This is a genomic window from Youngiibacter fragilis 232.1 (assembly GCF_000495435.3).
Taxonomy (GTDB): Bacteria; Bacillota; Clostridia; order Clostridiales; family Clostridiaceae; genus Youngiibacter; species Youngiibacter fragilis.
Genome location: NZ_AXUN02000203.1, coordinates 42,807 through 67,991, shown reverse-complemented (window position 1 = coordinate 67,991; position 25,185 = coordinate 42,807). Strand labels below are relative to the sequence as shown.

Annotated in this window: 20 protein-coding genes and 1 other annotated feature; of the genes, 11 read left to right on the top strand and 9 right to left on the bottom strand. The window is 46.7% G+C overall.

The window, feature by feature from the left end:
* The first annotated feature begins 120 nt into the window (after window positions 1–120).
* Complete coding sequence (gene chbG, locus T472_RS15425; protein WP_023388862.1) at window positions 121–855, top strand: chitin disaccharide deacetylase; 735 nt, start codon at window positions 121–123, stop codon at window positions 853–855.
* Window positions 856–903: 48 nt separating this feature from the next.
* On the opposite strand, the gene mscL is transcribed toward chbG, so the two are convergent.
* Complete coding sequence (mscL, locus tag T472_RS15420; RefSeq protein WP_023388861.1) at window positions 904–1,290, bottom strand: large-conductance mechanosensitive channel protein MscL; 387 nt, start codon at window positions 1,288–1,290, stop codon at window positions 904–906.
* A gap of 263 nt (window positions 1,291–1,553) precedes the next feature.
* On the opposite strand from mscL, the gene lepB reads away from it, so the two are divergent.
* The 5 genes from lepB (at window position 1,554) to T472_RS15395 (ending at window position 9,172) form a co-directional block, all read left to right on the top strand.
* The gene (lepB, locus tag T472_RS15415) at window positions 1,554–2,096 is read left to right on the top strand and encodes a signal peptidase I (RefSeq protein ID WP_439334312.1); all 543 of its coding nucleotides are present in this window, start codon (window positions 1,554–1,556) and stop codon (window positions 2,094–2,096) included.
* A 2-nt stretch (window positions 2,097–2,098) separates the two neighbouring features.
* Entirely contained in the window at window positions 2,099–3,421 is a 1,323-nt protein-coding gene (locus T472_RS15410) for a Sapep family Mn(2+)-dependent dipeptidase (RefSeq protein ID WP_023388859.1), read from the top strand.
* A gap of 9 nt (window positions 3,422–3,430) precedes the next feature.
* Complete coding sequence (gene ftsH / locus T472_RS15405; protein ID WP_439334313.1) at window positions 3,431–5,428, top strand: ATP-dependent zinc metalloprotease FtsH; 1,998 nt, start codon at window positions 3,431–3,433, stop codon at window positions 5,426–5,428.
* 89 nt (window positions 5,429–5,517) lie between these two features.
* Entirely contained in the window at window positions 5,518–7,617 is a 2,100-nt protein-coding gene (locus T472_RS15400; RefSeq protein WP_023388857.1) for a HelD family protein, read from the top strand.
* A 199-nt stretch (window positions 7,618–7,816) separates the two neighbouring features.
* On the top strand, window positions 7,817–9,172 hold the full coding sequence (locus tag T472_RS15395; protein WP_023863694.1) for an RNA-binding domain-containing protein: 1,356 nt from the start codon (window positions 7,817–7,819) through the stop codon (window positions 9,170–9,172).
* Between the two features lie 164 nt (window positions 9,173–9,336).
* Here T472_RS15395 and T472_RS15390 read toward each other — a convergent pair whose 3' ends face one another.
* Both T472_RS15390 and T472_RS15385 read right to left on the bottom strand, forming a co-directional pair.
* Window positions 9,337–10,563 carry an OFA family MFS transporter gene (locus tag T472_RS15390; protein ID WP_023383988.1) on the bottom strand — a complete coding sequence of 409 codons (1,227 nt, stop codon included), beginning with the start codon at window positions 10,561–10,563 and terminating at the stop codon, window positions 9,337–9,339.
* Window positions 10,564–10,883: 320 nt separating this feature from the next.
* Window positions 10,884–12,059, bottom strand: coding sequence for a cation diffusion facilitator family transporter (locus tag T472_RS15385; protein WP_023383985.1), 1,176 nt, complete (start codon window positions 12,057–12,059; stop codon window positions 10,884–10,886).
* A 129-nt stretch (window positions 12,060–12,188) separates the two neighbouring features.
* Between T472_RS15385 and T472_RS15380 the strand changes: the two genes are divergently transcribed.
* The gene (locus T472_RS15380; RefSeq protein ID WP_023383982.1) at window positions 12,189–13,484 is read left to right on the top strand and encodes a M18 family aminopeptidase; all 1,296 of its coding nucleotides are present in this window, start codon (window positions 12,189–12,191) and stop codon (window positions 13,482–13,484) included.
* A 97-nt stretch (window positions 13,485–13,581) separates the two neighbouring features.
* Here T472_RS15380 and T472_RS15375 read toward each other — a convergent pair whose 3' ends face one another.
* From T472_RS15375 to T472_RS15365, 3 genes are all read right to left on the bottom strand, one after another.
* Window positions 13,582–15,177: a peptide chain release factor 3 gene (locus T472_RS15375; protein WP_023383980.1), complete on the bottom strand. Its 1,596-nt coding sequence runs from the start codon at window positions 15,175–15,177 to the stop codon at window positions 13,582–13,584.
* 200 nt (window positions 15,178–15,377) lie between these two features.
* Window positions 15,378–16,772, bottom strand: coding sequence for an MATE family efflux transporter (locus tag T472_RS15370; protein ID WP_023383978.1), 1,395 nt, complete (start codon window positions 16,770–16,772; stop codon window positions 15,378–15,380).
* On the bottom strand, window positions 16,763–17,236 hold the full coding sequence (locus T472_RS15365) for a MarR family winged helix-turn-helix transcriptional regulator (RefSeq protein ID WP_023383976.1): 474 nt from the start codon (window positions 17,234–17,236) through the stop codon (window positions 16,763–16,765). The genes T472_RS15370 and T472_RS15365 overlap by 10 nt, the downstream gene beginning before the upstream one ends.
* Window positions 17,237–17,484: 248 nt before the next feature.
* Here T472_RS15365 and T472_RS15360 point away from each other — a divergent pair, with 248 nt between their 5' ends.
* From T472_RS15360 to T472_RS15350, 3 genes are read left to right on the top strand one after another with little or no spacing between them, the layout of a single operon-like run.
* Window positions 17,485–18,312 (top strand): Cof-type HAD-IIB family hydrolase, encoded by an 828-nt coding sequence (locus T472_RS15360; protein WP_023383972.1) that lies wholly within the window; start codon window positions 17,485–17,487, stop codon window positions 18,310–18,312.
* 2 nt (window positions 18,313–18,314) lie between these two features.
* The gene (locus T472_RS19965; protein WP_023383968.1) at window positions 18,315–20,219 is read left to right on the top strand and encodes a DUF2207 domain-containing protein; all 1,905 of its coding nucleotides are present in this window, start codon (window positions 18,315–18,317) and stop codon (window positions 20,217–20,219) included.
* A gap of 23 nt (window positions 20,220–20,242) precedes the next feature.
* A complete protein-coding gene (locus tag T472_RS15350; protein ID WP_023383966.1) occupies window positions 20,243–20,806 on the top strand; it encodes a LemA family protein in 564 nt (187 codons plus the stop codon).
* Window positions 20,807–20,962: 156 nt separating this feature from the next.
* On the opposite strand, the gene ilvA is transcribed toward T472_RS15350, so the two are convergent.
* The 3 genes from ilvA to T472_RS15335 all read right to left on the bottom strand — a co-directional run bounded on the left by ilvA (window position 20,963) and on the right by T472_RS15335 (window position 24,107).
* Complete coding sequence (ilvA, locus tag T472_RS15345) at window positions 20,963–22,192, bottom strand: threonine ammonia-lyase (protein ID WP_341372055.1); 1,230 nt, start codon at window positions 22,190–22,192, stop codon at window positions 20,963–20,965.
* A gap of 110 nt (window positions 22,193–22,302) precedes the next feature.
* Window positions 22,303–22,534: a binding site (T-box leader), on the bottom strand.
* Between the two features lie 277 nt (window positions 22,535–22,811).
* Window positions 22,812–23,816 (bottom strand): tryptophan--tRNA ligase, encoded by a 1,005-nt coding sequence (gene trpS / locus T472_RS15340; protein ID WP_023383962.1) that lies wholly within the window; start codon window positions 23,814–23,816, stop codon window positions 22,812–22,814.
* A 129-nt stretch (window positions 23,817–23,945) separates the two neighbouring features.
* Entirely contained in the window at window positions 23,946–24,107 is a 162-nt protein-coding gene (locus T472_RS15335; RefSeq protein WP_023863693.1) for a zinc-ribbon domain-containing protein, read from the bottom strand.
* A 481-nt stretch (window positions 24,108–24,588) separates the two neighbouring features.
* On the opposite strand from T472_RS15335, the gene T472_RS15330 reads away from it, so the two are divergent.
* Window positions 24,589–25,002: an ATP-binding protein gene (locus tag T472_RS15330; protein ID WP_023388142.1), complete on the top strand. Its 414-nt coding sequence runs from the start codon at window positions 24,589–24,591 to the stop codon at window positions 25,000–25,002.
* Window positions 25,003–25,185 lie beyond the last annotated feature (183 nt).

Genomic DNA, 25,185 nt, shown 5'->3' with positions numbered 1-25,185 from the left:
TAACTAAAGATTAAAGATGAGTTTTCCGGAGGTTTTCTCAAGAGTTTCAATTTGGTTCACATATGCCGGGGACTATCTTGGTATAATCTACGTAAAGACTGGTTTTGAGGAGTGATCGATTTGAGGCTAATTGTCAACGCGGATGATTTCGGAGTGTCAAGGGCTGTAAATCTGGGAATCATAGACTGCTTCAGGAAAGGGATAGTCACATCGGCAACAATAATGATGAACATGCCGCAGGCTGAGGATGCAGTGATTCTTGCCAAAGAACACGGGCTGCCTGTAGGACTGCACCTTGTCATGACTTCAGGCTTCCCGGTTTCTGCAGACGTACCGAGCCTTGTGGGTGAGGACGGCAGGTTCAGGAAGAGGGGAGAGCAGCTAAAGGGATATTCATTGAAGGATGTTGAGAAGGAGTTCAGGAGCCAGATAGAGAAGGCTCTGATGATGGGTCTGACACCAACTCATTTAGACAGTCATCACCATGTACATATGGAGCCTGGAATATCTGACATAGTGGGAGACCTTGCGAAGGAGCTCATGGTTCCAGTGAGGATACACACAAAGGACCATATACCGGAAGGTCTCAAGGGCATTCCATCGCCTGACAGGATGATAGCAAGCTTCCATGGGGAAAATCTGTCTCCAGCCGACCTTGAAAAGGCCATAGAGGCGGCTTCAAAGTATGAGACAGTTGAACTGATGTGCCACCCTGGTTATCTCGACACCTTCGTCATGGAGAATTCGAGCTACAACAAAGAAAGGGCAAAGGAGCTGGATGTACTCGTATCGGAGGAAGCAAGGGAGATAGTGAAGAGACACGGCATAGAGCTTATAAGCTTTAAAGACCTATAGGAAGAAGCGGCTGGAAATTCCAGCCGCTTCTTCTTGAAATATAGTTTATTATTTCTCTTTCAGTATGTCCCTGATCTCAGTGAGAAGAAGCTCTTCCTTGGTAGGAGCAGGTGGAGCCGCAGGAGCTGCCTCAGCTTCCTTTTTCTTCATCTTGTTGATGTTCTTGATCATTATGAATATTACGAGGGCGATAATCAGGAAATCAAATATATTCTGGATGAAGTTACCATAGAGTATCTCCGCACCTCCGACTGTAGCCTTGAGCTCTGAGAACTTAGCACCGCCGAAAAGAAGGCTGATAATAGGCATAAGCATGTCATTTACAAGTGAAGCGACAATCTTTCCAAATGCTCCGCCTATGATGACACCGACAGCAAGGTCGATGACATTGCCTCTGATCGCAAAGGCCTTGAATTCTCCCATGAATTTTTTCATTTCATTCACCTCCAATTCCATAGTATCACAGTATATTAACATATATCAGGTACAATCCGTGAATTTACACTAAATTAATGGATAGGGGCGCTCGGATATGCGCAAAATGGCTGTTTCAGACGATATTGAAGCCTCAGTGTGGTATACTTAAATGAGTGATAGCACACAAAAGGAAAGCAATGTGTGCCGTTTAAGGCAAGTTTAATTAGATTGTGAGAAATTTAATATCAGAATCGGACAATTCCTGTCCGAATTGGAAGGTAGTGTTAGCTTTGGAGAACGGTGGTAAGGGCAATCTGCTCAATCATATTGTAAAGGAATGGGTATTTCCGATACTGGCAGCATTCATGCTGGCTTTTCTTGTAAACAAGTTCCTCATATTCAGGATAGAGGTGCCGACGGGCTCAATGATACCTACCATAAACATTGATGACAGGATCTATGTTGTAAGGGTCTACAATCCTGAGAAGCTTGATAGAGGCGATATAGTAGTATTCAACTTCGTGGAGGGCGGCAACACCCTGCTGGTAAAAAGGCTCATTGGACTGCCCGGTGACAGGGTCGAGCTCAGGGGCGGGGACCTGTATATCAACGGGGAGCCATATCCGGAGGAGTACGTCAAGAATGACCTGGATTTCACCAAGGTATTTGAAGTTCCTGAAGGCAAGTTCCTGTTCCTTGGAGACAACAGGGCGACATCGAACGATGCCAGGTTCTGGGACGAACCCTATATAGACATGGATGAAGTTATCGGCAAGGGAGGACTAAGGGTGTATCCGCTGTCTGACATCGGATTCCTGAAATAGCTATGGAACTTAAGAAAATCCTTTCAAACTGGAAAGAAGACATGATAAATGACATCTTGAGCCTGCTTGAGATAGAGTCTGTTGCAGGTGAGCCTTTTGAGCTTATGCCGGAGGGCAAGGCGGTCAACGATGCACTTGAAAGGGCACTTGAAATCGGAAGCAGGATGGGCTTTCAGGTCAGGAACCTGGAAGGACATGCAGGATATATAGAGTACGGGACCGGGGAAGAATATGTGGCCGTCCTGGGACATCTCGACATAGTTCCTGTAGGGTCTGACTGGACAAGGGACCCCCACGGGGAGATCATTGGAGACAGGATCTACGGACGCGGAGCGATTGATGACAAGGGACCTATGATCGCTGCATTGTATGCTCTGAAGGCCATAAAGGAAGAGAGCCCTGTACTTTCCAAAAGGATAAGGCTGATATTCGGGACCAGCGAAGAGACAGGAGGACCCGACATAAAGAACTATCTTATGACTGAAGCACAGCCAGCTGCCGGCTTCACCCCGGATGCGGATTTTCCTGCGATAAACGCTGAGATGGGAATCCTGATCCTGAAGCTGACAAGCGAACTGCCGGACAGGAACATCATGATCAGAGGCGGAAGCGCTGTCAACATGGTCCCTGACAGGGCCAGGGCTGTGATAAACCTCGATGACGGTACTGAAGCGGTGTTCGAGGAAAGAGGCATATCAGCGCATGGCAGCACTCCCCACAAGGGTGAAAGCGCCGTATGGAAGCTTGTAGGACAACTTCGCGAAGCGATGTTGTCAGGGGAACTTCGTGAAGCGAAGCTTTCTGAAAGCTTTAAAGAGACGATGGAATTCATAGATGATTACCTTTGCAGGGATACGGGCGGATCGACACTCGGGATTGACCTTTCTGATGAACCGTCAGGAAAGCTTGTAATGAACATGGGCACTTTAAGCCTTAAGGACGGGATGCTTGAGATAGGACTGAACATCAGATATCCTGTCACCTTTGACGGCAAGGATGTTCTCTTGAAGCTTGAAGAGACTTTGAATCAGAACGGCTTCAGGATGGTAGTTGAACATGAGGACAAGCCCCTTTATTACCCGGTTGACCATGAACTTGTTTCAAGGCTTATGGATGCCTACAGGGAGACTACAGGGGACCAGAGAGGACCCCTTGCTATCGGCGGCGGGACCTATGCCAAGGAAATGAAGAACATAGTGGCCTTCGGGCCCATGCTGCCCGGAAGGGAAGACATCGCACATCAGGCGGACGAATACATAAGCGTTACCGACCTGCTGCTGTGTGCGGAAGTATATGCAAAGGCCATGAAGGCCTTGGCTGAATGAAGGTGAAATATTGTGAACAATGACAAGAAAAAAGGTGACAACGACAACAGAAATCTGAAGTTCTACGCAGTGTATTTCGTTGCGATACTCATCATGGTTACTGTCTTCAACTACTTCATGAACGACATAAGGAACAAGAGACAGTACTACAATGAGTTCTATGCGGCATTGAAGGCTGACAGGATTGTTGAGATAACCGTTGACGAATCACAGAGGATATACACCTATACCATGAAGGAAGGCGATGAGCTCGCAGGCCTGCAGCTGTATACAGGAATGGTCACAGGAGATGAAGAGGTCCTTTCCCTGATCAAGGAAAAGGAAGTGGACCTATATTCAAAGCCTGTTGAGACGGCAAGCCCTCTGATGACCCTGTTGTTCTCATGGGTGCTGCCGCTTGGATTACTGCTCTTCCTCGGAAGCTATCTGATGAAGAACATGGAGAAGCGTGGCGGAAGCATGATGAGCTTCGGAAAGAACACAGCGAAGCTGTATGAGAGCGATACCGGTGTTACCTTCAGGGACGTAGCGGGACAGGAGGAAGCAAAGGAATCACTTATTGAGATCGTAGATTTCCTGCATAATCCCCAGAAGTATGTGGATATCGGAGCAAGGCTTCCCAAGGGAGCGCTTCTTGTGGGGCCTCCGGGAACAGGAAAGACATTGCTTGCAAAGGCAGTCGCAGGAGAGGCCAAGGTGCCGTTCTTCTCCCTATCAGGCTCGGCCTTCGTTGAGATGTTTGTTGGAATGGGAGCTGCCAGGGTCAGGGACCTGTTCAAGGAAGCCATGGCCAAGGCACCGTGCATAATCTTCATAGATGAGATCGACGCCATCGGAAAGTCCAGGGAAACCGGAGGGCTTCCAGGCGGAAACGATGAGAGGGAACAGACGCTGAACCAGCTCCTTGCTGAGATGGACGGCTTCGATTCCTCAAAGGGTATAGTACTCCTTGCAGCTACCAACAGACCTGAAGTTCTGGACAAGGCCCTTCTCAGGCCTGGAAGGTTCGACAGGAGGATAATAGTCGATTCACCGGACCTGAAGGGCAGGGAAGCCATACTCAAGGTGCATTCCAAGGATGTCAAGATGGGGGAGGATGTCAACCTCAATGAGATAGCCAAGGGTACACCAGGAGCTGTCGGAGCGGACCTTGCGAACATGATAAACGAGGCTGCGCTTAGGGCTGTAAAGAACGGCCGTAAGTTCGTAATGCAGGAGGACCTCCAGGAATCCATAGAGGTCGTAATAGCAGGACAGCAGAAGAAGGACAGGATAATGTCCGTAAACGAGAAGAGGATAGTCGCGTTCCACGAGATAGGCCATGCGCTTGTAGCTGCAATGCAGAAGGGAACAGACCCTGTAATCAAGATAACCATAATACCAAGGACCATGGGATCCCTCGGCTACACGATGCAGGTGCCTGAGGATGAGAAGTACCTCATGTCAAAGGATGAGATGCTGAAGGAGATAGCGATACTCTTTGGAGGCAGGTCAGCTGAAGAGGTAGAGTTCGGTTCCATAACGACAGGAGCCTCCAACGACATCGAGAGGGCAACCCAGATGGCGAGAAGGATGGTTTCCATGTACGGAATGAGCGATACCTTCGACATGATGGCGCTTGAATCCATAAGAGGCCAATATCTCGACGGACGTGCAGTCCTTAATGTCAGTGATGAGACCGCTACTAAGATAGACGAGGAGACACTCAAGATAATCAAGGCGGGACATAAGACTGCCCTTGATATATTAAATGACAACAGGGAGCTCCTGACTGTGCTTTCAGAAAGGCTTCTCGAAAAAGAGACAATGACCGGTGAAGAGTTCATGGAGGTCGTGAGGGAGTACAAGGGTGAAGGCTTTGGGAAGAAGGAAGATCCAGCTCCTGTAGCCGAGGCAAAGGCGGAGGAAATTGTTCCGGAAACAGAGCCTCAGCCACAGGTCAACGAACTTGATGAGATGAGGTATGTCATCACCGAGGACCTTGAGGGTGACTCAGGGGACGAATAGCATTACCTTGGAATAACGCAAATGGAATAAATATGCTTGTCAGCCGTGGCCTGCTTTGGCCACGGCTGAATGAATCAGGAGGCTTTAGCTTGAAAAGATTGAACATAGACCTGCCCAAGGCAGAACTGGAAAAGGAAGAGAAGTATCTTCAGGACGTATCGGAAAAGATACAGGAGGATATACTTGAAAACACTTCCAAGAAACAGAAGGTCACCGAATTCATAGTTGAATATAGAAGGAACCAGATAGACGAATACCGCCCTGATGAGGATAAGGTAATAGACTATTTCGACCATGAGAGGTTCGTACAGGAAGAGGCCTACAGGGCAGTGGACAAGAGGCTTGGCGAGCTGTCTGAGCTGTCATCCTCACCATACTTCGGAAAGGTGGGCTTTTCAGAGAATGATACCGAAGATGAGATATATGTGGGTAAGTACAGTCTCATAGATGAGGATGGCACTGAACCTCTAGTAGTCGACTGGAGGGCTCCGATTTCATCGCTCTTCTACAAGGGTTCCCTCGGTGAAGCCTCCTATGAGGCACCGATTGGGAAGATCGACGTTGACATCACGTTAAGAAGGCAGTTCATGATCAGGGACGGTCTTCTCAAGGGCGTGTTTGATTCTGAGAGCGACGTCAAGGACGAGATACTCATGGAAGTACTGTCCTCAAAGGCCGGAAGCAGGCTCAAGGATATCATAATGACCATCCAGGAGGAGCAGGATTCCATAATACGTGACAAGAGGGAAGGCGTTGTAGTAGTCAATGGAGTGGCAGGAAGCGGAAAGACGACCATAGCTCTCCACAGGACAGCATACCTCCTCTACAACTACAGGAAGATGCTGGAGCATAAGGTGCTTATCCTTGGGCCAAACAACATATTCATGGATTACATAGGCCATGTCCTTCCTTCACTGGGTGAGGAAGGAGCAAACCAGGATACCTTCAATGACCTTGCAATTAAGCTGCTTGAGATTGACGACGGAGATGTATTTTCTGGAGAGGACTTCATAGAGGCAATACTCGGAGGAGACGAGGAGCTTATCGCAGATACCAGGCGGAAGAGGGGAATGCCCTTCAAGAAAGAGCTTGAAGAACTTATTGCCGATGTTGAGTCAGGCTACTACAAGGCAAGGGATATTTCCTACCTTGAACGTGACATCATAAGCGCCGGAGACTGGGAAAGACTTCTTACCAAGGATTTCGGGACACTGCCATACTTCAGGAGAGGCCTCAGGCTCAAGAGGCTTATCCTCGGAAGGATGAGGGAGGCAAGGGATGAGAAGAGGTACGAGATCGATGCCAAATACAAGGCCCTCAGGCAGTCGCTGTCAAGCGATGAAGAGAGAAACCAGCTGGACCATGCCAGAATGACAGAGATAAGGGCACTTGTGGCAACCTTCGCAGACAAGAGGGAGGAGTTTTCCGACCTGTCCAGGCATGATGCACTTGAAATATACAGGAGGCTCATGACCTTCGACTTCCTTACACAGGAAGACCTAGCACCCATGCTTTATATGACAAACAGGCTTAAGGGGATAAAGCTTCCGTTCGAAGTCAGGCATATCGTCCTTGATGAAGCACAGGAGCATTCACCGTTCCATTTCCTTGCGCTGAAGGAGATAACCGGATGTTCATCCTTCACGGTTGTAGGAGACACCAACCAGATGCTGCTTGAAGGCGAAGCGGTAATGAATGACCTTGGATTCTGCTTCGATGACATCAGGTACTACCATCTTGAGAAGAGCTACAGGTCGACACAGGAGATAATGGAATACGCCAACAGGTTCGCTTCAGACAGGAGGATAGTACCGCTTGTAAGGAACGGAAGGCCTGTCGATGAAATAAGCTGCCAAAGCTTAGAGACAGCTGCGGATGAGATTACAGGAATCCTGTCTGCATACAGGGATATCGACCTTGGGACTTGTGCGATACTCACCAGGGACATGGAGACAGCAAGGAAGCTGCATTCGCTCCTCAAGGGCAAAGCTTCAATGAAGCTCATCGACACTGAGGATGCATTCCTTACAGGCAGCACCTACATAATGCCCTCATACTACGCAAGGGGACTTGAGTTCGATGCGGTGGTTGTGGTAACGGATAAGACTGAAGAGAATAAGCAGGACCTTGTAATGTACATCATGGCGACAAGAGCGCTTCATGCACTTGCCTCGATAAAACTAAACTGAACCAATGCGTCATAGTGATAATGTATTCTCTATGATTACTGATTAATGCCTCGATGTTCTTTTGAGAGAACTATGATGCCAATCAGGCACTGTGTGTGGTAAAGTTATAGAAGGAGCAATACCTGTATAACCTAAATAGCATATAAGGCTTTCATCCGGTAGCTAAGGAATAATGTTCTTAAGAAAGCAGGTGACTTAATTGGTTGAGAACAATCGTTTAGAGTTGAAAAGAGAATTGAACGATAGCTTGGAGAAGGAAGTTGTTGGTTTCTTGAATTATTCTGAGGGTGGAATGATTTATATAGGAATTTCTGATGATGGTGCAATTTTTGGTGTGGAGAATCCAGATGACACCCAAAAAAAGATTATTGATAGGATCAAAAACAATATATATCCATCAACAATGGGATTGTATGATGTCAGTACAGAAGATCACCATGGAAAATCTGTAATTAAAGTTACAATATCCAGCGGTCCTGAAAAGCCTTATTATATCAAGAAGTATGGAATGTCGCCTAATGGATGCTATATAAGATTAGGCACTACTGCTCAGCCGATGCCTACAGAAATGATTGATTTATTGTATTCGAGGCGAATTCGGAATTCACTGGGAAAACTCATATCTCCGCGTCAGGATTTATCGTTCAAACAACTCAAAATTTATTACGAGGAAAATGGATTTGACTTGAATGAAAAATTTCTGAGTAACTTGGAACTATTGACTGAAGATGGTAAGTTGAATTATGCCGCTTATTTGCTGTCTGACTCAAACGGAGTTTCCATGAAGGTGGCAAAGTATTCAGGAGAGAACAAAGTCAATCTGATCGAAAATGCCGAATTTGGCTACTGTTCTTTGATCAAGGCAACAGAGAACATCCTAAATAAACTGGATATCGAGAATATTACAAAGACAGAATTAACTTCATCGGTAAGAAAAGAGAAGAGGCTCATTGATACCACAGCTTTGAGAGAGGCGGTCATAAATGCCATTATTCATAATGACTACTCGAATGGCATTCCTCCAGTATTTGAAATTTTTTCAAATAAGCTCGTAATTACATCATCTGGAGGATTACCTCAAGAATTGACGCAGGAAGAGTTTTTTGAAGGAATTTCGGCTCCTAGAAACAAGGAATTAATGAGAGTGTTTAAGGATGTCAGATTAGTTGAACAGCTTGGATCTGGAGTACAAAGAATATTGAGCATTTATAGTAAAGATATATTTAAGTTCAGTGCGAATTTCTTGAAGGTTGTTTTTCCAATTGAAGTTTATGATGAAAATGCGGGGAAGAATGCGGGGAAGAATGCGGGGAAGAATGCGGGGAAGATTTCTGATATTGAACTTCCAAAATTGAATTCTACGCAAATCGAAATAATAAAATTAATTGGGAATGATAAGCACATTACTCAAGAAGAGATAAGCAATAAACTTGGCAGGCATGAGAGCACAGTTCAAAGGAATATGAAAAAACTGCAGGCTATGAACATAATTGTCAGAGTTGGATCATCAACAGACGGATACTGGGAACTCGAAAAGTTGAAGTTTGCCAATTGATCAGGTACTACATAGTAAAGCGTAACAGTCATTTTGATTCATAGGATGGAGTATCAGGATACGTAAACCCTGGTTTTGAGAATCAAATCAAAAGAAGGCATCATTCCACTATTCAATGGAAAGATGCCTTCTGCTATATCAACAATTGAGTTTCCTAAGCCTGCTTAGATGTCGTTCTTCCCTGGCTTGACCATTGTGAAGGTGACTACCATTGCAACTGCATACAGTGCAAGGATGACATAAAGCACGTTGTTGTATGAGTCGGTCTTCTTCAGGATAAGTGCGCTTATCTGGTTTCCTGTGAGACCTGCTATCGCCCAGGCTGAAAGCGCAAGGCCATGGATCGTGCTTATGCTCTTCATTCCGAACCTATCGGAGAGAAGGGTCGGAAGGTTTGAGAATCCACCGCCATAGCCTGCATTGATAACGCACAGCAGCGCTATGACAAGGGGTACTATGGCATTGTTTATTCCATCAGTCACCAGGACAAGACCTGCAAGTGACATTGAAATAGCGAATATTACCTTGTAAATTGTGTTCCTGTCCTTGAGCTTGTCAGCAAATGCTGAGAATCCAAGTCTTCCGCCTGCATTGAATATGGCTGTCAGTGAGCTTATGGCTGCAACTGAAGTGAATCCGATGTGGTGAAGGATACCCTTCTCCTGTGATATCAGAGCAAGGCCGCAGGCTATGTTGATGTAGAACATGAGCCAGATTCCGATGAAGGTCCTGTTCTTGAATATGACAAGGGGGCTTGAGCCGCCAACCTTCTTGGGAGCTTCCTTCCAGCCTGCAGGCTTCTTGAGGAGAAGGTGACCTGCGATCATCATTACAAAATAGACAACTGCCAGTATATAGAACATCTTGTATGTCCTTGTCGGGTCTGCAAGGCTTCCATCCGCGTTTACGGTACCTAGGAGCATTTCGATTACAGGGCTCGCTACGACCTTGGCAAGACCGAAGCCGGCGACTGCAATTCCTGTAGCAAGTCCCTTCTGCTTGTCAAACCAGAGCATCAGTGTCTTTACGGGTGAAAGGTAACCTATTCCGCACCCTATACCCATTATTACACCATATGTAAGGAATATTCCGGGGAGCGACTTCTGCTGTATGAAGAACCCAGTCCCAGCCATTCCAGCTGCAAAGAATATGGCAGCAATAAGCGAGGACTTGTGTATATCCTTCTCAACCACGTTGCCTGCAAATGCGGCAGACATTCCAAGGAAGAAGATCGCCAGGCTGAAAGCCCATTCGACTGAACTGGTAGGAGCTCCGATGTAGCTTGCTATGTTTCCCTTGACCAGGGACCAGCAGTATATCGTACCTATGCTGCAATGGATAAGCAGAGCCGGAATTGCCGCACGGGTCCATTTGTTTTCAAACTTTGACATTAGTTGCACCCCTCAAATTAAATATGATTCCAAGTGTTAATTTACAAACAATATACATCCTACTCCTTATTTTCATGAAAATCAATTTTTAAATGAAAATAATTATTGGGAAATCCGTTCAGAATCAAAGGAAATCGGTATCATCGACTGAAAAGTGAGTTGGTGAAAGATGAATCTATTATGATATCGTTTTAATTCAGTTGGGATTTTGAAATATGAACATAATATCATTATTTGGTTATCAGAAGTCCATGGCAATTGTGCACAAGGATTCCCAAATAATGATAGCCGGGAAATCTCCCGGCTATTGTCTAAGCATATTAAAGTATGGTCACATCAAGGTCGAGGGTTATGAATACCCTGGTATCAGGAAATTCTTTGCTTACCATTTCGGTGAGCTCATGCTTGATAGACAGCCTTTCCTTCTCGGAGAGGTTCTTCGAATCGACGACAGCCTCGAATATGAGCATCTTGTGGTCCTTGAGACCGGTATACCTGAAGTCATGGACCGAAAGGATCTTGGGGATCGAAAGAGCAAGCTCGGTTACCTTCTGCTGCACTGCCAGGAAAGCATCGTCATGGTCATTGAGTGGGTCGATATGGATCACAAGGTCAACACCAAGCTCTTCATGGACCTTCCTTTCGATCTTGTCTACAACGTTATGGATCTCAACCAGATTCATATCAAAGGGGACTTCAGCATGGATGCTGGCCATTGTCCTTCCGGGACCATAGGAATGTATGGCAAGGTCATGGACCGCATAGATATGGTTGTAGGAAACCACCTTCAGCTTGATCTTCTCTGCAAGTTCCATATCAGGCTTTTCACCGATTATGGTATTTAGTGTCTCCAGCGTCAGCATAAGCCCGTTGTAGATGATATATATTGCAATGCCTATTCCGACTACTCCGTCGATAGGCAGGGTGGTGAACCTTGAAGCTATGAGACCCAGCACAACCACAGATGTCGTGAACACATCGCCGAGGGCATCAGTAGCGGTAGCCTCAAGGGTCTGTGATCCGATCTTCCTTCCGAGCCTCTTGTAGAACAAGTGCATGAAGTACTTGAGAACTATGGAGAGCACAAGTATGAGGGTTGTTGACCACTCCGAGACCACCGGGCTGGGATCAACTATCTTCTTCCATGAGGACAGTATGAACTGGAAGCCCACGAACATCACAAGTACCGATATCGTAAGTCCTGACAGGTATTCAAGCCTTCCGTGGCCATATGGATGGTCCTCGTCAGGGGGCCTGTTGGCAAGCTTGAAGCCAAGTATCGTGATCACCGAGGATGTGGTATCAGTCAGGTTATTGAAGGCATCAGCCATAAGAGAGATACTGCCTGTTACGAATCCAAGGGTAAGCTTGACAAGAAACAGGATGAAGTTTAGGAATATCCCCACAAATCCTGCCTTTATACCGATTTTTTCCCTCTCATGGACATTGCTGTAGTTCTTGCCGTTGATAATCTTGTCTATGAATAAATCAATCATCTTTTCACCTTCTAGATAAATGGAAAGATTCCAGGATCCGCAGCTGCGGATTGGAATCCTTCATTCAATTGTATCACACTTGTGTTAGAATGGTAATATATTGAGTATTAAACATTGTAGGAGGTCATTATGGATAAGATGGAACTTGCAGGCAGACTGCTTGAATTCCTGCATGAATCCCAGACGGCATTCAATGCAGTTGAGGTTATGAAAAAGGAGCTTCTGGCTGATGGATATGTGGAGCTTGATGGAGAGGTAAAATGGAGCCTTAAGGAAGGTGACAGGGCTTTCTATACCAAGAACGGCTCTTCGCTTTTCATGGTAAGGATCGGAAGTGAACCTCTTGTCAGGGGCTTCAGGATGGTAGGGGCTCATACCGATTCACCGGGCTTCAGGATAAAGCCTGGTGCAGAGATGGTGAATGATGGTTTTTTAAGGCTTAACACAGAGACGTATGGAGGACCTATTCTTTCTACCTGGTTCGACAGGCCTCTTACACTCGCAGGAAGGGTCGTACTGAAGGGGGACAGTCCGCTTAAGCCCAGAATGGAGACTGTGAACTTCAGAAGGCCCATGCTTGTCATTCCGAGCGTAGCGATCCATTTCAACAGGAATGTGAACGAAGGGGTGGCGATAGACAAGCAGAAGCATGTGCTCCCTATAATGTCCATGGCCGGTAAGGATTTTGCAAAGGAAAACCTGATAAGGGACCTGATAGCGGAAGAGATGAATGTGCCGTCAGACGATATTCTGGATTATGACCTGTTCCTCTGCGAAGCAGAGAAGGGGATAGTAATGGGCCTTTCCCATGAGTTCATATCATCAAAGAGACAGGATAACCTGAACAGCGTGCATGGGGCAATGGAAGCCCTTAAGGCAGCTGAAGGCGGAAGCGGAATAAGGATTGCTGCGTTCTTCGACAACGAGGAGTGCGGATCAAGGTCGAAGCAGGGTGCGGACTCCGTACTGCTAGCAAATCTGCTTGAGAGGGTTTACTACTCCCTTGGCGGAGACAGGGAAGGCTTCCTCAGGAGCCTTGAGGGATCTTTCATGATTTCAGCGGACCTTGCGCACAGCGTGCATCCTAACTACGCTGACATGCATGATCCTGTAAACAGACCGCTGCTCAACAGGGGACCGGTAATAAAGCTTTCAGCGAACCAGAAGTATACTACGGACGGAGATTCAGCTGCAGCCTTCAGCGAGATCTGCAGAAAGGCGGAGGTTCCATTCCAGACCTTCGTAAACAGGAGCGACCTTGCAGGAGGTTCAACCATAGGACCGGCTGCAACATCTCACCTGCCGATAAGGAGCGTGGACATAGGAACACCACTCCTTGGAATGCACTCGGTTAGGGAGCTTGGAGGAGTAGATGACCACATGTATCTTGTGAAGGCGCTGAAGGTATTTTTCGAAGAAAACTGAAAATAGGAGGTTTGTTTTACATAATATTATAAATGTAAAGCGAATGTACCTTAAGGACAAACAAAAATGCCGTTGTGATTTTCACAACGGCATTTTTTTAGTCTACCTTTCCTACATCAGACAGCACAAGACCCTTGTTATGGTTGAGTGCCCAGGTTATTCCCCAGTCATTCTGGAAAATCAGGATGTCCCTGTCCTTCATGTCCTTAAGGAGCCTTGAATCTGAAGTTATGTTAAGTTTCGAGGTGTCATAGTCGTCATTTTCAATCCATCTTACGAACCTGTATGGCAGTCTGTCCATCTTCAGGTCGACTCCATATTCATTCTTCAGCCTGTATTCAAGGACTTCAAGCTGGAGAACTCCGACTACTCCGACAATGATCTCCTCCATTCCGATATGGAGCTCCTTGTACACCTGGATTGCCCCTTCCTGTGCGATCTGGGTTATGCCCTTTACGAACTGCTTCCTCTTCATGGTATCCTCTGGCCTTACTCTCGCAAAATGCTCTGGAGAGAAGGTAGGGATTCCCTCGAACCTGAACTTCATTGAAGGGTCGGTGAGCGTGTCACCAATCGAGTATATACCCGGGTCGAAGACTCCTATTATGTCTCCGGCATAAGCTTCTTCGATGATCTCCCTGTCCTGCGCCAGGAACTGCTGTGGCTGTGAAAGCTTTATCTTCCCGTTGCCCTGGTAATGGAAGACCTCCATTCCCTTCTCATACTTTCCGGAACAGATCCTCATGAATGCTATCCTGTCCCTGTGGGCTGGATTCATGTTTGCCTGGATCTTGAATACGAACGCGGAGAACTTGTCACTGAAGACGTCAATCTCATCACCGTCTGAAGTGTTCCTTGACAGCGGCTCGGATGTCAGCTTCAGGAATTCCCGGAGGAATGGCTCAACACCGAAGTTGGTGAGGGCGGACCCGAAGAATACCGGAGTAAGCTCTCCCTTCTGGATCTTTCCAAGGTCGAAGTCGTCTCCTGCATAATCGATGAGCTCGATGTCCTCCATAAGCTTGTCATGGAGAGGCTTGCCCAAAAGGTCCTTGAATACGTCATCCTCTACATTTCCGACGACCGATTCGACCTCAAGCTGTCCATGCTTTCCGCCTGCGAATACATGTATGGTGTTGGTGTCCCTCTCGAAGACTCCCCTGAAGTCATTTCCTGTCCCTATGGGCCAGTTCATGGGATATGACTTTATTCCAAGCTCCCTTTCTATCTCCTCGAGAAGCTCGAATGGATCCCTTGTCTCACGGTCCATCTTGTTGATGAATGTGAATATGGGGATTCCCCTGAGTGAACAGACATGAAAAAGCTTCCTGGTCTGCTCCTCCACTCCCTTGGCTCCGTCAATTACCATCACTGCTGAGTCGGCAGCCATAAGGGTCCTGTAGGTATCCTCAGAGAAATCCTGGTGTCCCGGTGTATCCAGGATGTTTATGCAATAGCCGTCATAGTTGAACTGCATGACGGATGAGGTTACTGATATACCCCTCTGCTTCTCTATCTCCATCCAGTCAGAAACTGCATGCTTTGACGCCTTCCTTGCCTTTACAGATCCTGCAAGCCTTATGGCTCCTCCGTACAGGAGCAGCTTCTCGGTAAGTGTTGTCTTACCTGCGTCAGGATGCGAAATTATCGCAAACGTCCTTCTTTTTTCTATTTCTTTCCTTATCGATTCCAAAAGTGCCTCCTGGTGGCCATAAGCCGGTCATCATTCTCTTTCCGTAACAACTAATTATTATATAACATAATCAGTGAATGCTCCATAGTTTTTCAGTATGAAATTCATTGAATTTCATGCGCTTTTCCCCGGGACCTCCTGATTGCCTTTCATTGATTCCTGTTCCGGAGGAGTGTCAATAGATGGGATCTGAATGTAAGCTACGACTCAAGGGTGACCTGACTCCTTAATACCGAGGGTGATTTCCCAAGCAGCTTCCTGAACTGCAGCGCAAAGATTATGGACGTTACCGCAACTGCTATGAAATCAGCTATCGGTTCCGCAATGAACACTGCAGTGACATTGTCCTCAATAAACAGCGGCAGGACAAATATCAGCGGAATAAGGAGGAACACCTTGCGCAGAAGTGCAAGGAATATTGAGATCCTTGCATTGCCCAGTGCGATAAAGGTCTGCTGGCAGCTGATCTGGATCGCAAGCAGTAGGGATACTGCCATGTATATACGAAGTGCTGAAACTGTTGCAGCAATGAGGCGTGCATCGCTTGTGAACATGCTTGCGAAAACCTGCGGGAACAGCATTACAGACAGCCAGAGAAGTGTGGAGTAAACAAGCGTGCTCTTAAGAAGAAGGATAAATGTATCCTTCACCCTTGAAAGGTTCCTTGCTCCATAGTTATAGCTTATTATGGGCTGAGCACCCTGGGTGAGACCCATGATTGGAAGTATGGAAAACTGCATGACACTTGAAAGGATGGTCATTGCCCCGACTGCCAGGTCACCGCCATACCTCTGCAAGGAGGAGTTGAAGGTTATTACAATGATGCTCTCTGTCGCCTGCATGACGAACGGGGATAATCCCAGTCCAACACAGGGTAAGAATATTCCGAGGTCGATCTTGAGGTATTCCTTCCTGATTGCAAGAAGGCTATTCTTACTCAATAGGAACCTTAAGACCCACACAGCTGAGATTGCCTGTGAGATGATCGTTGCCAGAGCGGCACCCTTGACACCCATACCGAATCCGAACATGAGGATGGGGTCCAGTATGATGTTCGCTACAGCACCTATTGTTACCGTGAGCATGCTGGTCTTGGCGAAGCCCTGAGCCGTGATGAATGCATTAAGTCCAAGTGAAAGCTGGACGAAGATGGTTCCCATTGCATATATACGCATGTAGTCCAGCCCATATCCGATCGTGTTTTCACTTGCGCCGAACATCATCAGCATTTTTTCACCGAAAACAAGCACCAGGGCTGTAAGGATGACTGCTACGATAACCAGTGCGCTGGTGCTGCTGCCAAGTATCTTTTCAGCAGAAGTCTTGTCCTTCATTCCCATCATTATGGATGCCCTTGGAGCGCCTCCCATGCTTACAAGTGCGGCAAAGGCTGATATTACCATTATGAGCGGCATGGTGACGCCGACCCCGGTCAGGGCATCAGCACCGATCTCAGGGATGTGTCCGATATACATCCTGTCCACTATGTTGTACAGAACGTTTATTACCTGCGCTATGATCGCGGGAAATGCCATGCCAAAGAGCAGCCTTCCTACCTTCTCGGTCTCCATCTTGTTCTCTCTTGTCACTCCCACTTTTGTTTTCCTCCATTTTCATCAAGCTCTTTTGAGATGTTGTCGCTTATCTTGTTGAATATCCTCTTCATCACCGCATATTCATCCTCTGTAATGTCAGAGAACAGGGACCTTAAGATGCCCTTCTGGACTTCTGCCAGTTTTTCAACCTTCGGAACGGCTTCCTGTTCGATTGAAAGGTGTATGCTCCTCTTGTCAGACCTGTCTGTTTCGCCTGAAAGGTAACCCTTTTTCAGCAATGAATCCAGTGACTTCGAGACCATTGATTTTGAGATGGACCTGTATTTGGCAATGTCCTTAGCCGTATCAAGAGGTTTGTTATTGAACAGGAAAAGGAGGACATCGATCTCTCCTTGTGTCAACTGTAGTTCTCTGGTTGTCGGATAGAATGCCTTTTCGTACATCTTCTTGAATTTCCAGCTGGACAGAATGAATATGTTGTCTTCCCTGATATCTATCTGCATGATGAATCCTCCGCTTGAAATTAGTTCACTATTGAACTAATTTATTCTACTATGTAAAAGCATGGATGTAAAGCAATGAAAATTGAAGCTTATGGAAAAAGTCACGCATGTGCAGGCATACCCTGAATGATTAACGCAGCAAAGCCAGCACTTTTCACCAACCATGTTTAAACATTGTTAACGTGTAGGTGAAAAGAAATGAAACAAAATAATGATATAATTAGAAGATGAGTAAATGGAGGTCGGATATGGTTAGACTAGTGGCCCTGGATATGGATGGAACACTGCTGAACAGCAGGCTTGAGATAAGTGAAGCGAACAGGAAGGCTATTGCGCTTGCATGTGAAAACGGGGCAAGGATAGTGCTGTGCAGCGGAAGGCCCATAAAGGGGCTTGTCAGATACATCGAGGAGCTGGGACTTTACAACGACGAGGAATTCCTGATCGGATTCAATGGCGCCCTGGTGGTCCAGGCGAAGTCAAAGAAGAGGGTATATGAGCAGGGGATGTCTGGAAAGGATGCGAAGGTCCTTGCAAGGACTGCATCCGAAATCGGAGCCAACTGCATAATCCACTTTGCTGACCATGCCATGACTCCTGTTGAAAATTTTTATTCCACACTTGAGGCTACAGTCAACGGGATCCCGCTTGTGATAGGTGATCCTGAAACCATCGATGACCATGCAACAGTTATGAAGGTCCTGTTCCTAGACTATGAGCACATACTCGAGGGATACCTTCCCAGGATACCTGAAGCTATAAGGCAGAAGCATGAATTAGTAAGGACAGCCCCATTTTTCCTTGAGTTTCTGGACAAGGGCCTCAGCAAGTACAGCGCCTTGTCAGCTCTCGCAAGGGAGCTTGGCATAGGCAATGAAGAGGTTATGGCGATTGGGGATTCGGAAAATGACTATGAAATGATAAAGTATTCTGGCGTTGGTGTAGCCATGGGAAATGCCGCCGATGAAATCAAGAAGGCCGCAAAGCTTGTCACACGGACTGAAGATGAGGACGGAGTCGCGTATGCGCTTAACAAGGTTATGAACCTCGGAATGGAAGAATTCAAAGGAGGTTGAACATGGATAGAAGATTTATCCGCAAGACCGTATGGATAGGGGTGCTCCTCATCTTATTCCTTTTGCCCGTCTTCAGGGCAGATGCCTCGAGCGGGACCTATGATATAACATCTTTTGAGGTTATTGTTGAGATCATGGAAAATGGAGACGCCAGGGTAACTGAAGCCATTGAGTATTCATTTTCAGGGTCATTCAATGGAGTACTCAGGGACATCGATTTTTCAAGGACATCAGGCATAAGCGATGTGACGGTCAGGGTGTCACATGACGGATCTGAAAGGACTTTCAGCGAGGCTGCCACAGGAGCCGCCAACACGTACGAGGCGGCGACCTCCGGAAACCTCATGAAGCTTAAGGTCTATGAGAAGTCAGGGTCAGATACGAAGACGTTCCTGTATGGCTATACACTGAAGAACGTGGTTGAAAAGTACAACGACATAGCAACCTTCAACAGGAAGATAATAGATGCCAACTGGACAGTTCCACTTGAAAACGTAAGGATCATCATAAGGATCCCGGAAGGGGCATCAAAGGATGACCTTAAGGTGTTCGCGCACGGACCGCTGACAGGGACATCATCCATCAAAGACAGCAGCACCTTCGAATTCACTGTTCCTCTTGTGCAGGGGACATTCGTCGAGACCCTTGCAATATTCCCGCCGGAACTTGTTCCGGGATCAACCAACACATTCAGCAGGGATGAGCTGCCGGCAATACTCACAAACGAGCAGAAGCTCGCTGACGAGGCCAACAAGCTTCGAGAGGAAGCAATAAAGAAGCTCGAACGGGAAAATTTCCTTAAGAACCTGAAGAGCATTTTGAATCCGGTCTTCATACTCGCTGCGATATTCGGTCTGGCTGCAACTGCATATGGCAACATGAAATTCTCCTGTGAACTGAAGCCTCAGTTCGAGGGGGATTACTACAGGGAGCTTCCGGGTGACTACTCTCCTGCTGTAATGAGCTATCTCATGACCAGAGGAAGCACAAAGCCGGAAGACATCATGGCGACACTTCTTGACCTTGCAAGGAAAAAGGTGGTCAGACTGACCCTTGTTTCAACCACTGAAAAAGGGCTTCTTTTCAAGTCGACAGATGAAGTATACAGGCTTGAATGGCTGAACAGGGAAAAAATTGATGAGCTTCTGCCTCACGAAGCATTCCTTGCTGAGTGGTTCATAGACAGGATAGGCGGTGGAGAGTATCTGGATATTGACGACCTTGAGAAGATGGCCAAGAAGAAGACATTCGCACGGCAGTTCGCCAAGGACTACGAGAAGTTCAAGGCCTACGTCATTGATGAAGGTGAGAATAAAGGCTTCTATACAGGGAACAAGACCAATGGAATAGGTGTATTCATCGCAATCGGATTTGGTCTTCTGATAATCGGTGGCCTGGCAACCTTCCTCCTCGGACCGGGCTTCGGCATAGCGGTAGCGGTATCAGGGCTCCTACTTGTGACATCGATGGGTATCCAGTCGGTTAGGAAGAAGCTCACTCAGTATGGAGCGGAGCAGAAGGCAATGTGGGATGCTTTCAAGAAGTTCCTCCTTGACTTCTCGAACCTTGAAAAGGCTGACATACCGGCAATAACCATCTGGGAGCACTACCTCGTATATGCTGTTTCCCTGGGAGTTGCAAAGGAAGTCATAGACCAGCTGCCGAAGGTATTCAGTGACAGTGACCTTTCAGATCCAAACCTTACATATATGAGAGGGTACGGAAGCTACAACTCGATGTATATGATGAACCATATGGTGAGCGATACGGCAAGAAGCGTAGCTTCTGCTGTAAACACAGCCAACATCGCATCTTCTGCAATGTCTTCCGGCTCCGGCGGTGGGGGAGGTTTCTCTGGAGGGAGCTCAGGCGGCGGTGGCGGCGGCGGTGGCGGCGGAGCATTCTAGATTAATATTTAGGAGATGATAGTATGAATAATGGAAACTGGACACTGCCGATCATACTGGGAATAATAGCAGTTATACTTCTGTACGCGGTCTCGGTATACAACGGCCTGGTAAGGCTGAGGAACAGAGTCAGGAACGCATGGGCTCAGATAGACGTACAGCTCAAGACCAGGGCAGACCTCATCCCGAACCTTGTTGAGACTGTCAAGGGCTATGCCGCACATGAAAGGGGCACCTTCGAGGAAGTAGTAAGGGCAAGGAACCAGGCTGTCAGCGCAAAGACAGTCCAGGAAGCCGCAGATGCCAACAACAACCTTACGGCAGCCCTTCAGCGCTTGATGGTGGTCGTTGAGGCATATCCACAGCTCAAGGCAGACCAGAACTTCCTGTCACTTCAGGCAGACCTGAAGGACACGGAGGAGAAGATCAGGTACTCAAGACAGTTCTACAATGACACGGTCATGAAGTACAACACGGACATCGAGATATTCCCGAAGAACATCTTCGCTGGAATATTCAACTTCAGGCAGGAGCCTCTTTTCAAGATAGCAGAGGAAGAGAAGGCGGTTCCAAAGGTACAGTTCTGATAAGTGACTTTAATACAGGTAACAAGAGAGGCAGTCATATCGAAAGATGACTGCCTCTCCAATTCAAATCTATTAGTCTTCATTACAGAGCCTTAAGAGGAACGCTGAAACATCTATAGCTCTATCTGCTTCTAAGAAATACAGGGATTTCTAACTTCAATAGACCTTCCTCACCTTGTAGCCCATCCTCGAGAGTTCACACTGTATTTCCTCGATGTGGGCGTGACCACTGGTCTCGCAGGTAACTTCAAGCTCAACGTTCATGAAGCGGTCTGTGTTCTTGAACTGGTTGTGGTCAAGGCCTATGACATTCGCATTGAGTCTTGCCAGGACTTCTGAGATCCTCAGGAGCTCTCCAGGCTTGTCAGGCAGCTCCACGCTGAAGCAGAACAACCGTCCGCGGGAGACAAGGCCCTTGTTGATCATGGTGGAGACTGTCACCACATCGATATTTCCTCCGCTTACTACACAGACGACATTCTTGTTGATCATATGAAGCCTCTTGAGGCCGGCTAAGGAGACAGCGCCTGAGTTCTCAGCTATCAGCTTATGCTTCTCAAGCATCATGAGGAAGGCTTCCATGATCTCGCGGTCGCTGACGGTTACGATCTCATCCACATATACCCTGATTATGTCAAAGGTCAGGTCGCCGGGGCGCTTGACTGCAACTCCGTCAGCAATAGTGTCCACATGGGAAAGGCAGACTACCTTGTCCTCATTCACGGAAGACTTCATTGCCATGGCTCCTTCGGGCTCAACACCTATGATCCTGATCGAAGGCTTCAGGGCTTTCATTGCAAGTGCGATACCGCTTATAAGGCCTCCACCACCTATAGGTACCAGTACTGCATCAACAGAATCAAGCTCATCCAAGATCTCAACACCTATGGTTCCCTGTCCCTCAATCACATCCAAATCATCGAATGGATGGATGAAGACGCTATCCTGCTCTTTCTGGAGTCTCAAGGCTTCTTCATATGCCTCATCATAGCAGTCACCTGCAAGGACAACATCCGCACCATGGCTTCGGGTAGCCTCGACCTTTATGATCGGGGTCGTCTTGGGCATGACGATCGTAGCCCTTACACCAAGGAGCTTGCTAGCCAGCGCCACACCCTGTGCATGGTTGCCTGCGGACGAAGCGATTACACCCTTGGACTTTTCAATGTCACTCAGCTGAGAGATCTTATTGTATGCTCCGCGTATCTTGAATGCTCCGGTGACCTGAAGGTTCTCTGGCTTTATGAAGACCTGGTTGCCGCATTCTTCGCTGAAGACCTCGCTGTGGATAAGAGGTGTTTCACGGATCACAGGCCGGAGTGTTTCTCTTGCGGCATCAAAGTTCATGTATTCCTGATAGTTCACTTTTTTTCTTTCGTTAAGCATTTCCATTTTCTTACCTCCAATGAATAGATGAATGACAGTATTGCCAGACTGCGCCACAGGTAATGGTCACGAAGGGACTTTTCTGTAAAAAAAAACCGTCCTCTCAGAATTGAAAGGACGGATAAATCCGCGGTACCACCTTAATTGCACGAATGCCACTCAAAAGCTCAGACAAGCTTCGGGCCGTTAACGGAGCCTTCCGGGGATACTTACTTGCGACAGGCGCTTTAGGCATTCCAGCTCAAGGATGATTTCAAAATACCCGTATCGCGTCTGCTTTCACCATATGCAGACTCTCTTTAGCGACCGTTTGAATTTCTCTTTTCCTATCATGGCGATGGAAATATTGTTATATTGTTATGAATGTTAGCAGAATCTTTGGATAAGTGCAAGAGATTTATTTATTTTCAAACTATTTGTTAAAAAACGGATTATGATTTCGAAACATCATGTTCATCGGGCAGTCTTGTCCTGTGCGATTAATCATGATCCGAAAATTATACATTCCATTCATCAATGATCAGGGAAGAGGCAGCCAGACCGGTTGACTCTTCCCTATACATCCTGAACCTGCTTTATCGAAGAGTTCATGAATAATGAAGGTAATGGCAGGAGCGGCCTACCTGGGAACCAGGCCTATCTTCTTCTGCATCTTCCTGAGGGTCTTCTGTGCCTCATAGGAAGCCCTTTCAGCGCCCTTCTTGTATATCTCCTCGAGCTTTGACTTCTCTGAAAGGAGCTCCCTTACCTTGGCCTGGACAGGTGTGAATTCATCGACCAGTGCCTCTGCAACAGCAGACTTGAATTCAGCATAACCTTTTCCTCTGAACATATCCACTACTTCATCAGGCTTGTAGCCCTTAAGTGCGCAGAGTATGTTTATGAGGTTCCTGACTCCGGGCTGCTCATCGGTATAGTTCACGACTCCTATTGAATCAGTGACTGCCCTTGAGATCTTCTTCCTTATGACTTCCGGCTTGTCCATTATGAGGATGAAGGAGTTAGGGTTGTCATCCGACTTTGACATCTTCCTTGAAGGGTCCTGGAGGTCCATTATCTTCGCCGCTTCCTTCGGTACTATGACATCAGGCAGCACGAAGGTGTCAGAGTATGTGCTGTTGAACCTCTGGGCAATGTCCCTTGCAAGCTCGACATGCTGCTTCTGGTCGACACCTACAGGTACGGCATCAGCCTGATAAAGGAGTATGTCAGCTGTCATAAGCACAGGATAGTTGAACAGACCTGAGCCTATAGCCTCATTGTCCTTTACCTTAGCGGTCTTGTCCTTGTACTGGGTCATCCTTGAAAGCTCACCCATATTGGTGTTGCAGGTCAGAAGCCAGGATGCCTCTGAGTGTGCGGGCACGTGTGACTGGATGAACAGGGTGCACTTCTCAGGATCTATTCCTGACGCTATGTATATTGCAAGGATCTCAAGAGTCCTCTTTCTCAGCTCAGCTGGCTCCTGCTTTACGGTTATCGCGTGCAGGTCGACGATGCTGTAGAAGCATTCGTATTCCTCCTGGAGCGTAGCCCAGTTCTTTATCGCCCCCAGATAGTTTCCTAAAGTAAGATCCCCTGACGGCTTTACTCCGCTGAAGATCCTTTTCTTCCTAGTTTCCATGAAATGCCTCCATATATAAAATACTTTTCCTTACCAATATATATTAACACCTGTTAAGTCTGCAGACAACCTGATGAAAGCCCTGCATAGGCAACAAAAAAACGGCCAGTTACTGGCCGTTTCCGATTACTATCTTCTGTTGTCGAACTTCTGGGCTTTTCTTGCTCTTCTGCAGTCAGGACATCTTACCGGTTCGTTCTCGAACCCCTTTTCCTTGTAGAATTCCTGCTCACCAACGGTGAATACGAATTCCTGGTTGCAGTCTCTGCAGATGATCTTCTTGTCTTCCATTTTTCTTTTCCTCCTCAGCGACAGTATTTCTTAGAATTACCTGACGCTGAGGTCTATGGATTAATTCCTGGAAATGAACTGTACTTTGTGATATTTTTACCCTAATGGGCACCTTAATTATATCAGATTGAGAAAAACATGTGAAGATAAAACGTGAAAAATATGACATTATTTGTTTGCGCTGTTTTTCATTATCAATTGGGGATATTTGATAAAAAAATCAGGATTTGCTGACTTCATCGGCAAACAATAACCTGAAATATTCTCATTTTGAAATTCGATGATGATATTGGTATACGATTTCCTGACAGCATGAAAAAACTGAATTGAGAATTGGTTTCATTATTTTACTGGGAAAACAGGGATCCAAAAAACTTCCGAAAAGGCGGCTTCCGGTTTGACTTAATTTTCTGATAATCATATAATGTTAGTAAGGTTAAAGGTTTACAATCAATAAAATAATTTAAGGGGTGTGGTTGACATGATACAGGTTATTTATGGCAAGAGAGGCTCGGGGAAGAGCAAAAGAATGGTATCTCTTGCCAATGAACAGGTAAAGTCGGCAAAGGGGACGATAGTCTACATTGACGATGACAACAGGGCGATCCACGAACTGGACAGGCACATCAGATTCATCAATACCGAAGATTTCGAGCTAAAGGACTATAAGGCGATATACGGATTCCTTTCAGGGATAATTTCAACAAACTACGACGTTGAGACCATATTCGTAGACGGTCTCTTCAACACGCTGGACAAGAAGGATGAGACAACAGAGAAGGTCTTCAACAAACTCCAGCAATTTTCGGAGAAACATAGCGTGAACCTCATGATTACAATGCATGACGAGGGTGAACTCGGCACAAGTGATTTGGAAAAGTTCAAGGTCATCTGATCCTTTTTGATAAAAAAGCCCGTTTGGGCTTTTTCTTTTGCATGGAATGCGGAAAAACCGCCGGTTCTGTTCCTCTCCTCTCAAATTCATTGGGTTCCAGGCGGTACTGATCACCATGTGCTATTCACAAAATCAGGTTTTGCAGATATACTATTAAAGATAAAGATAGCTTAGGAGGAATGA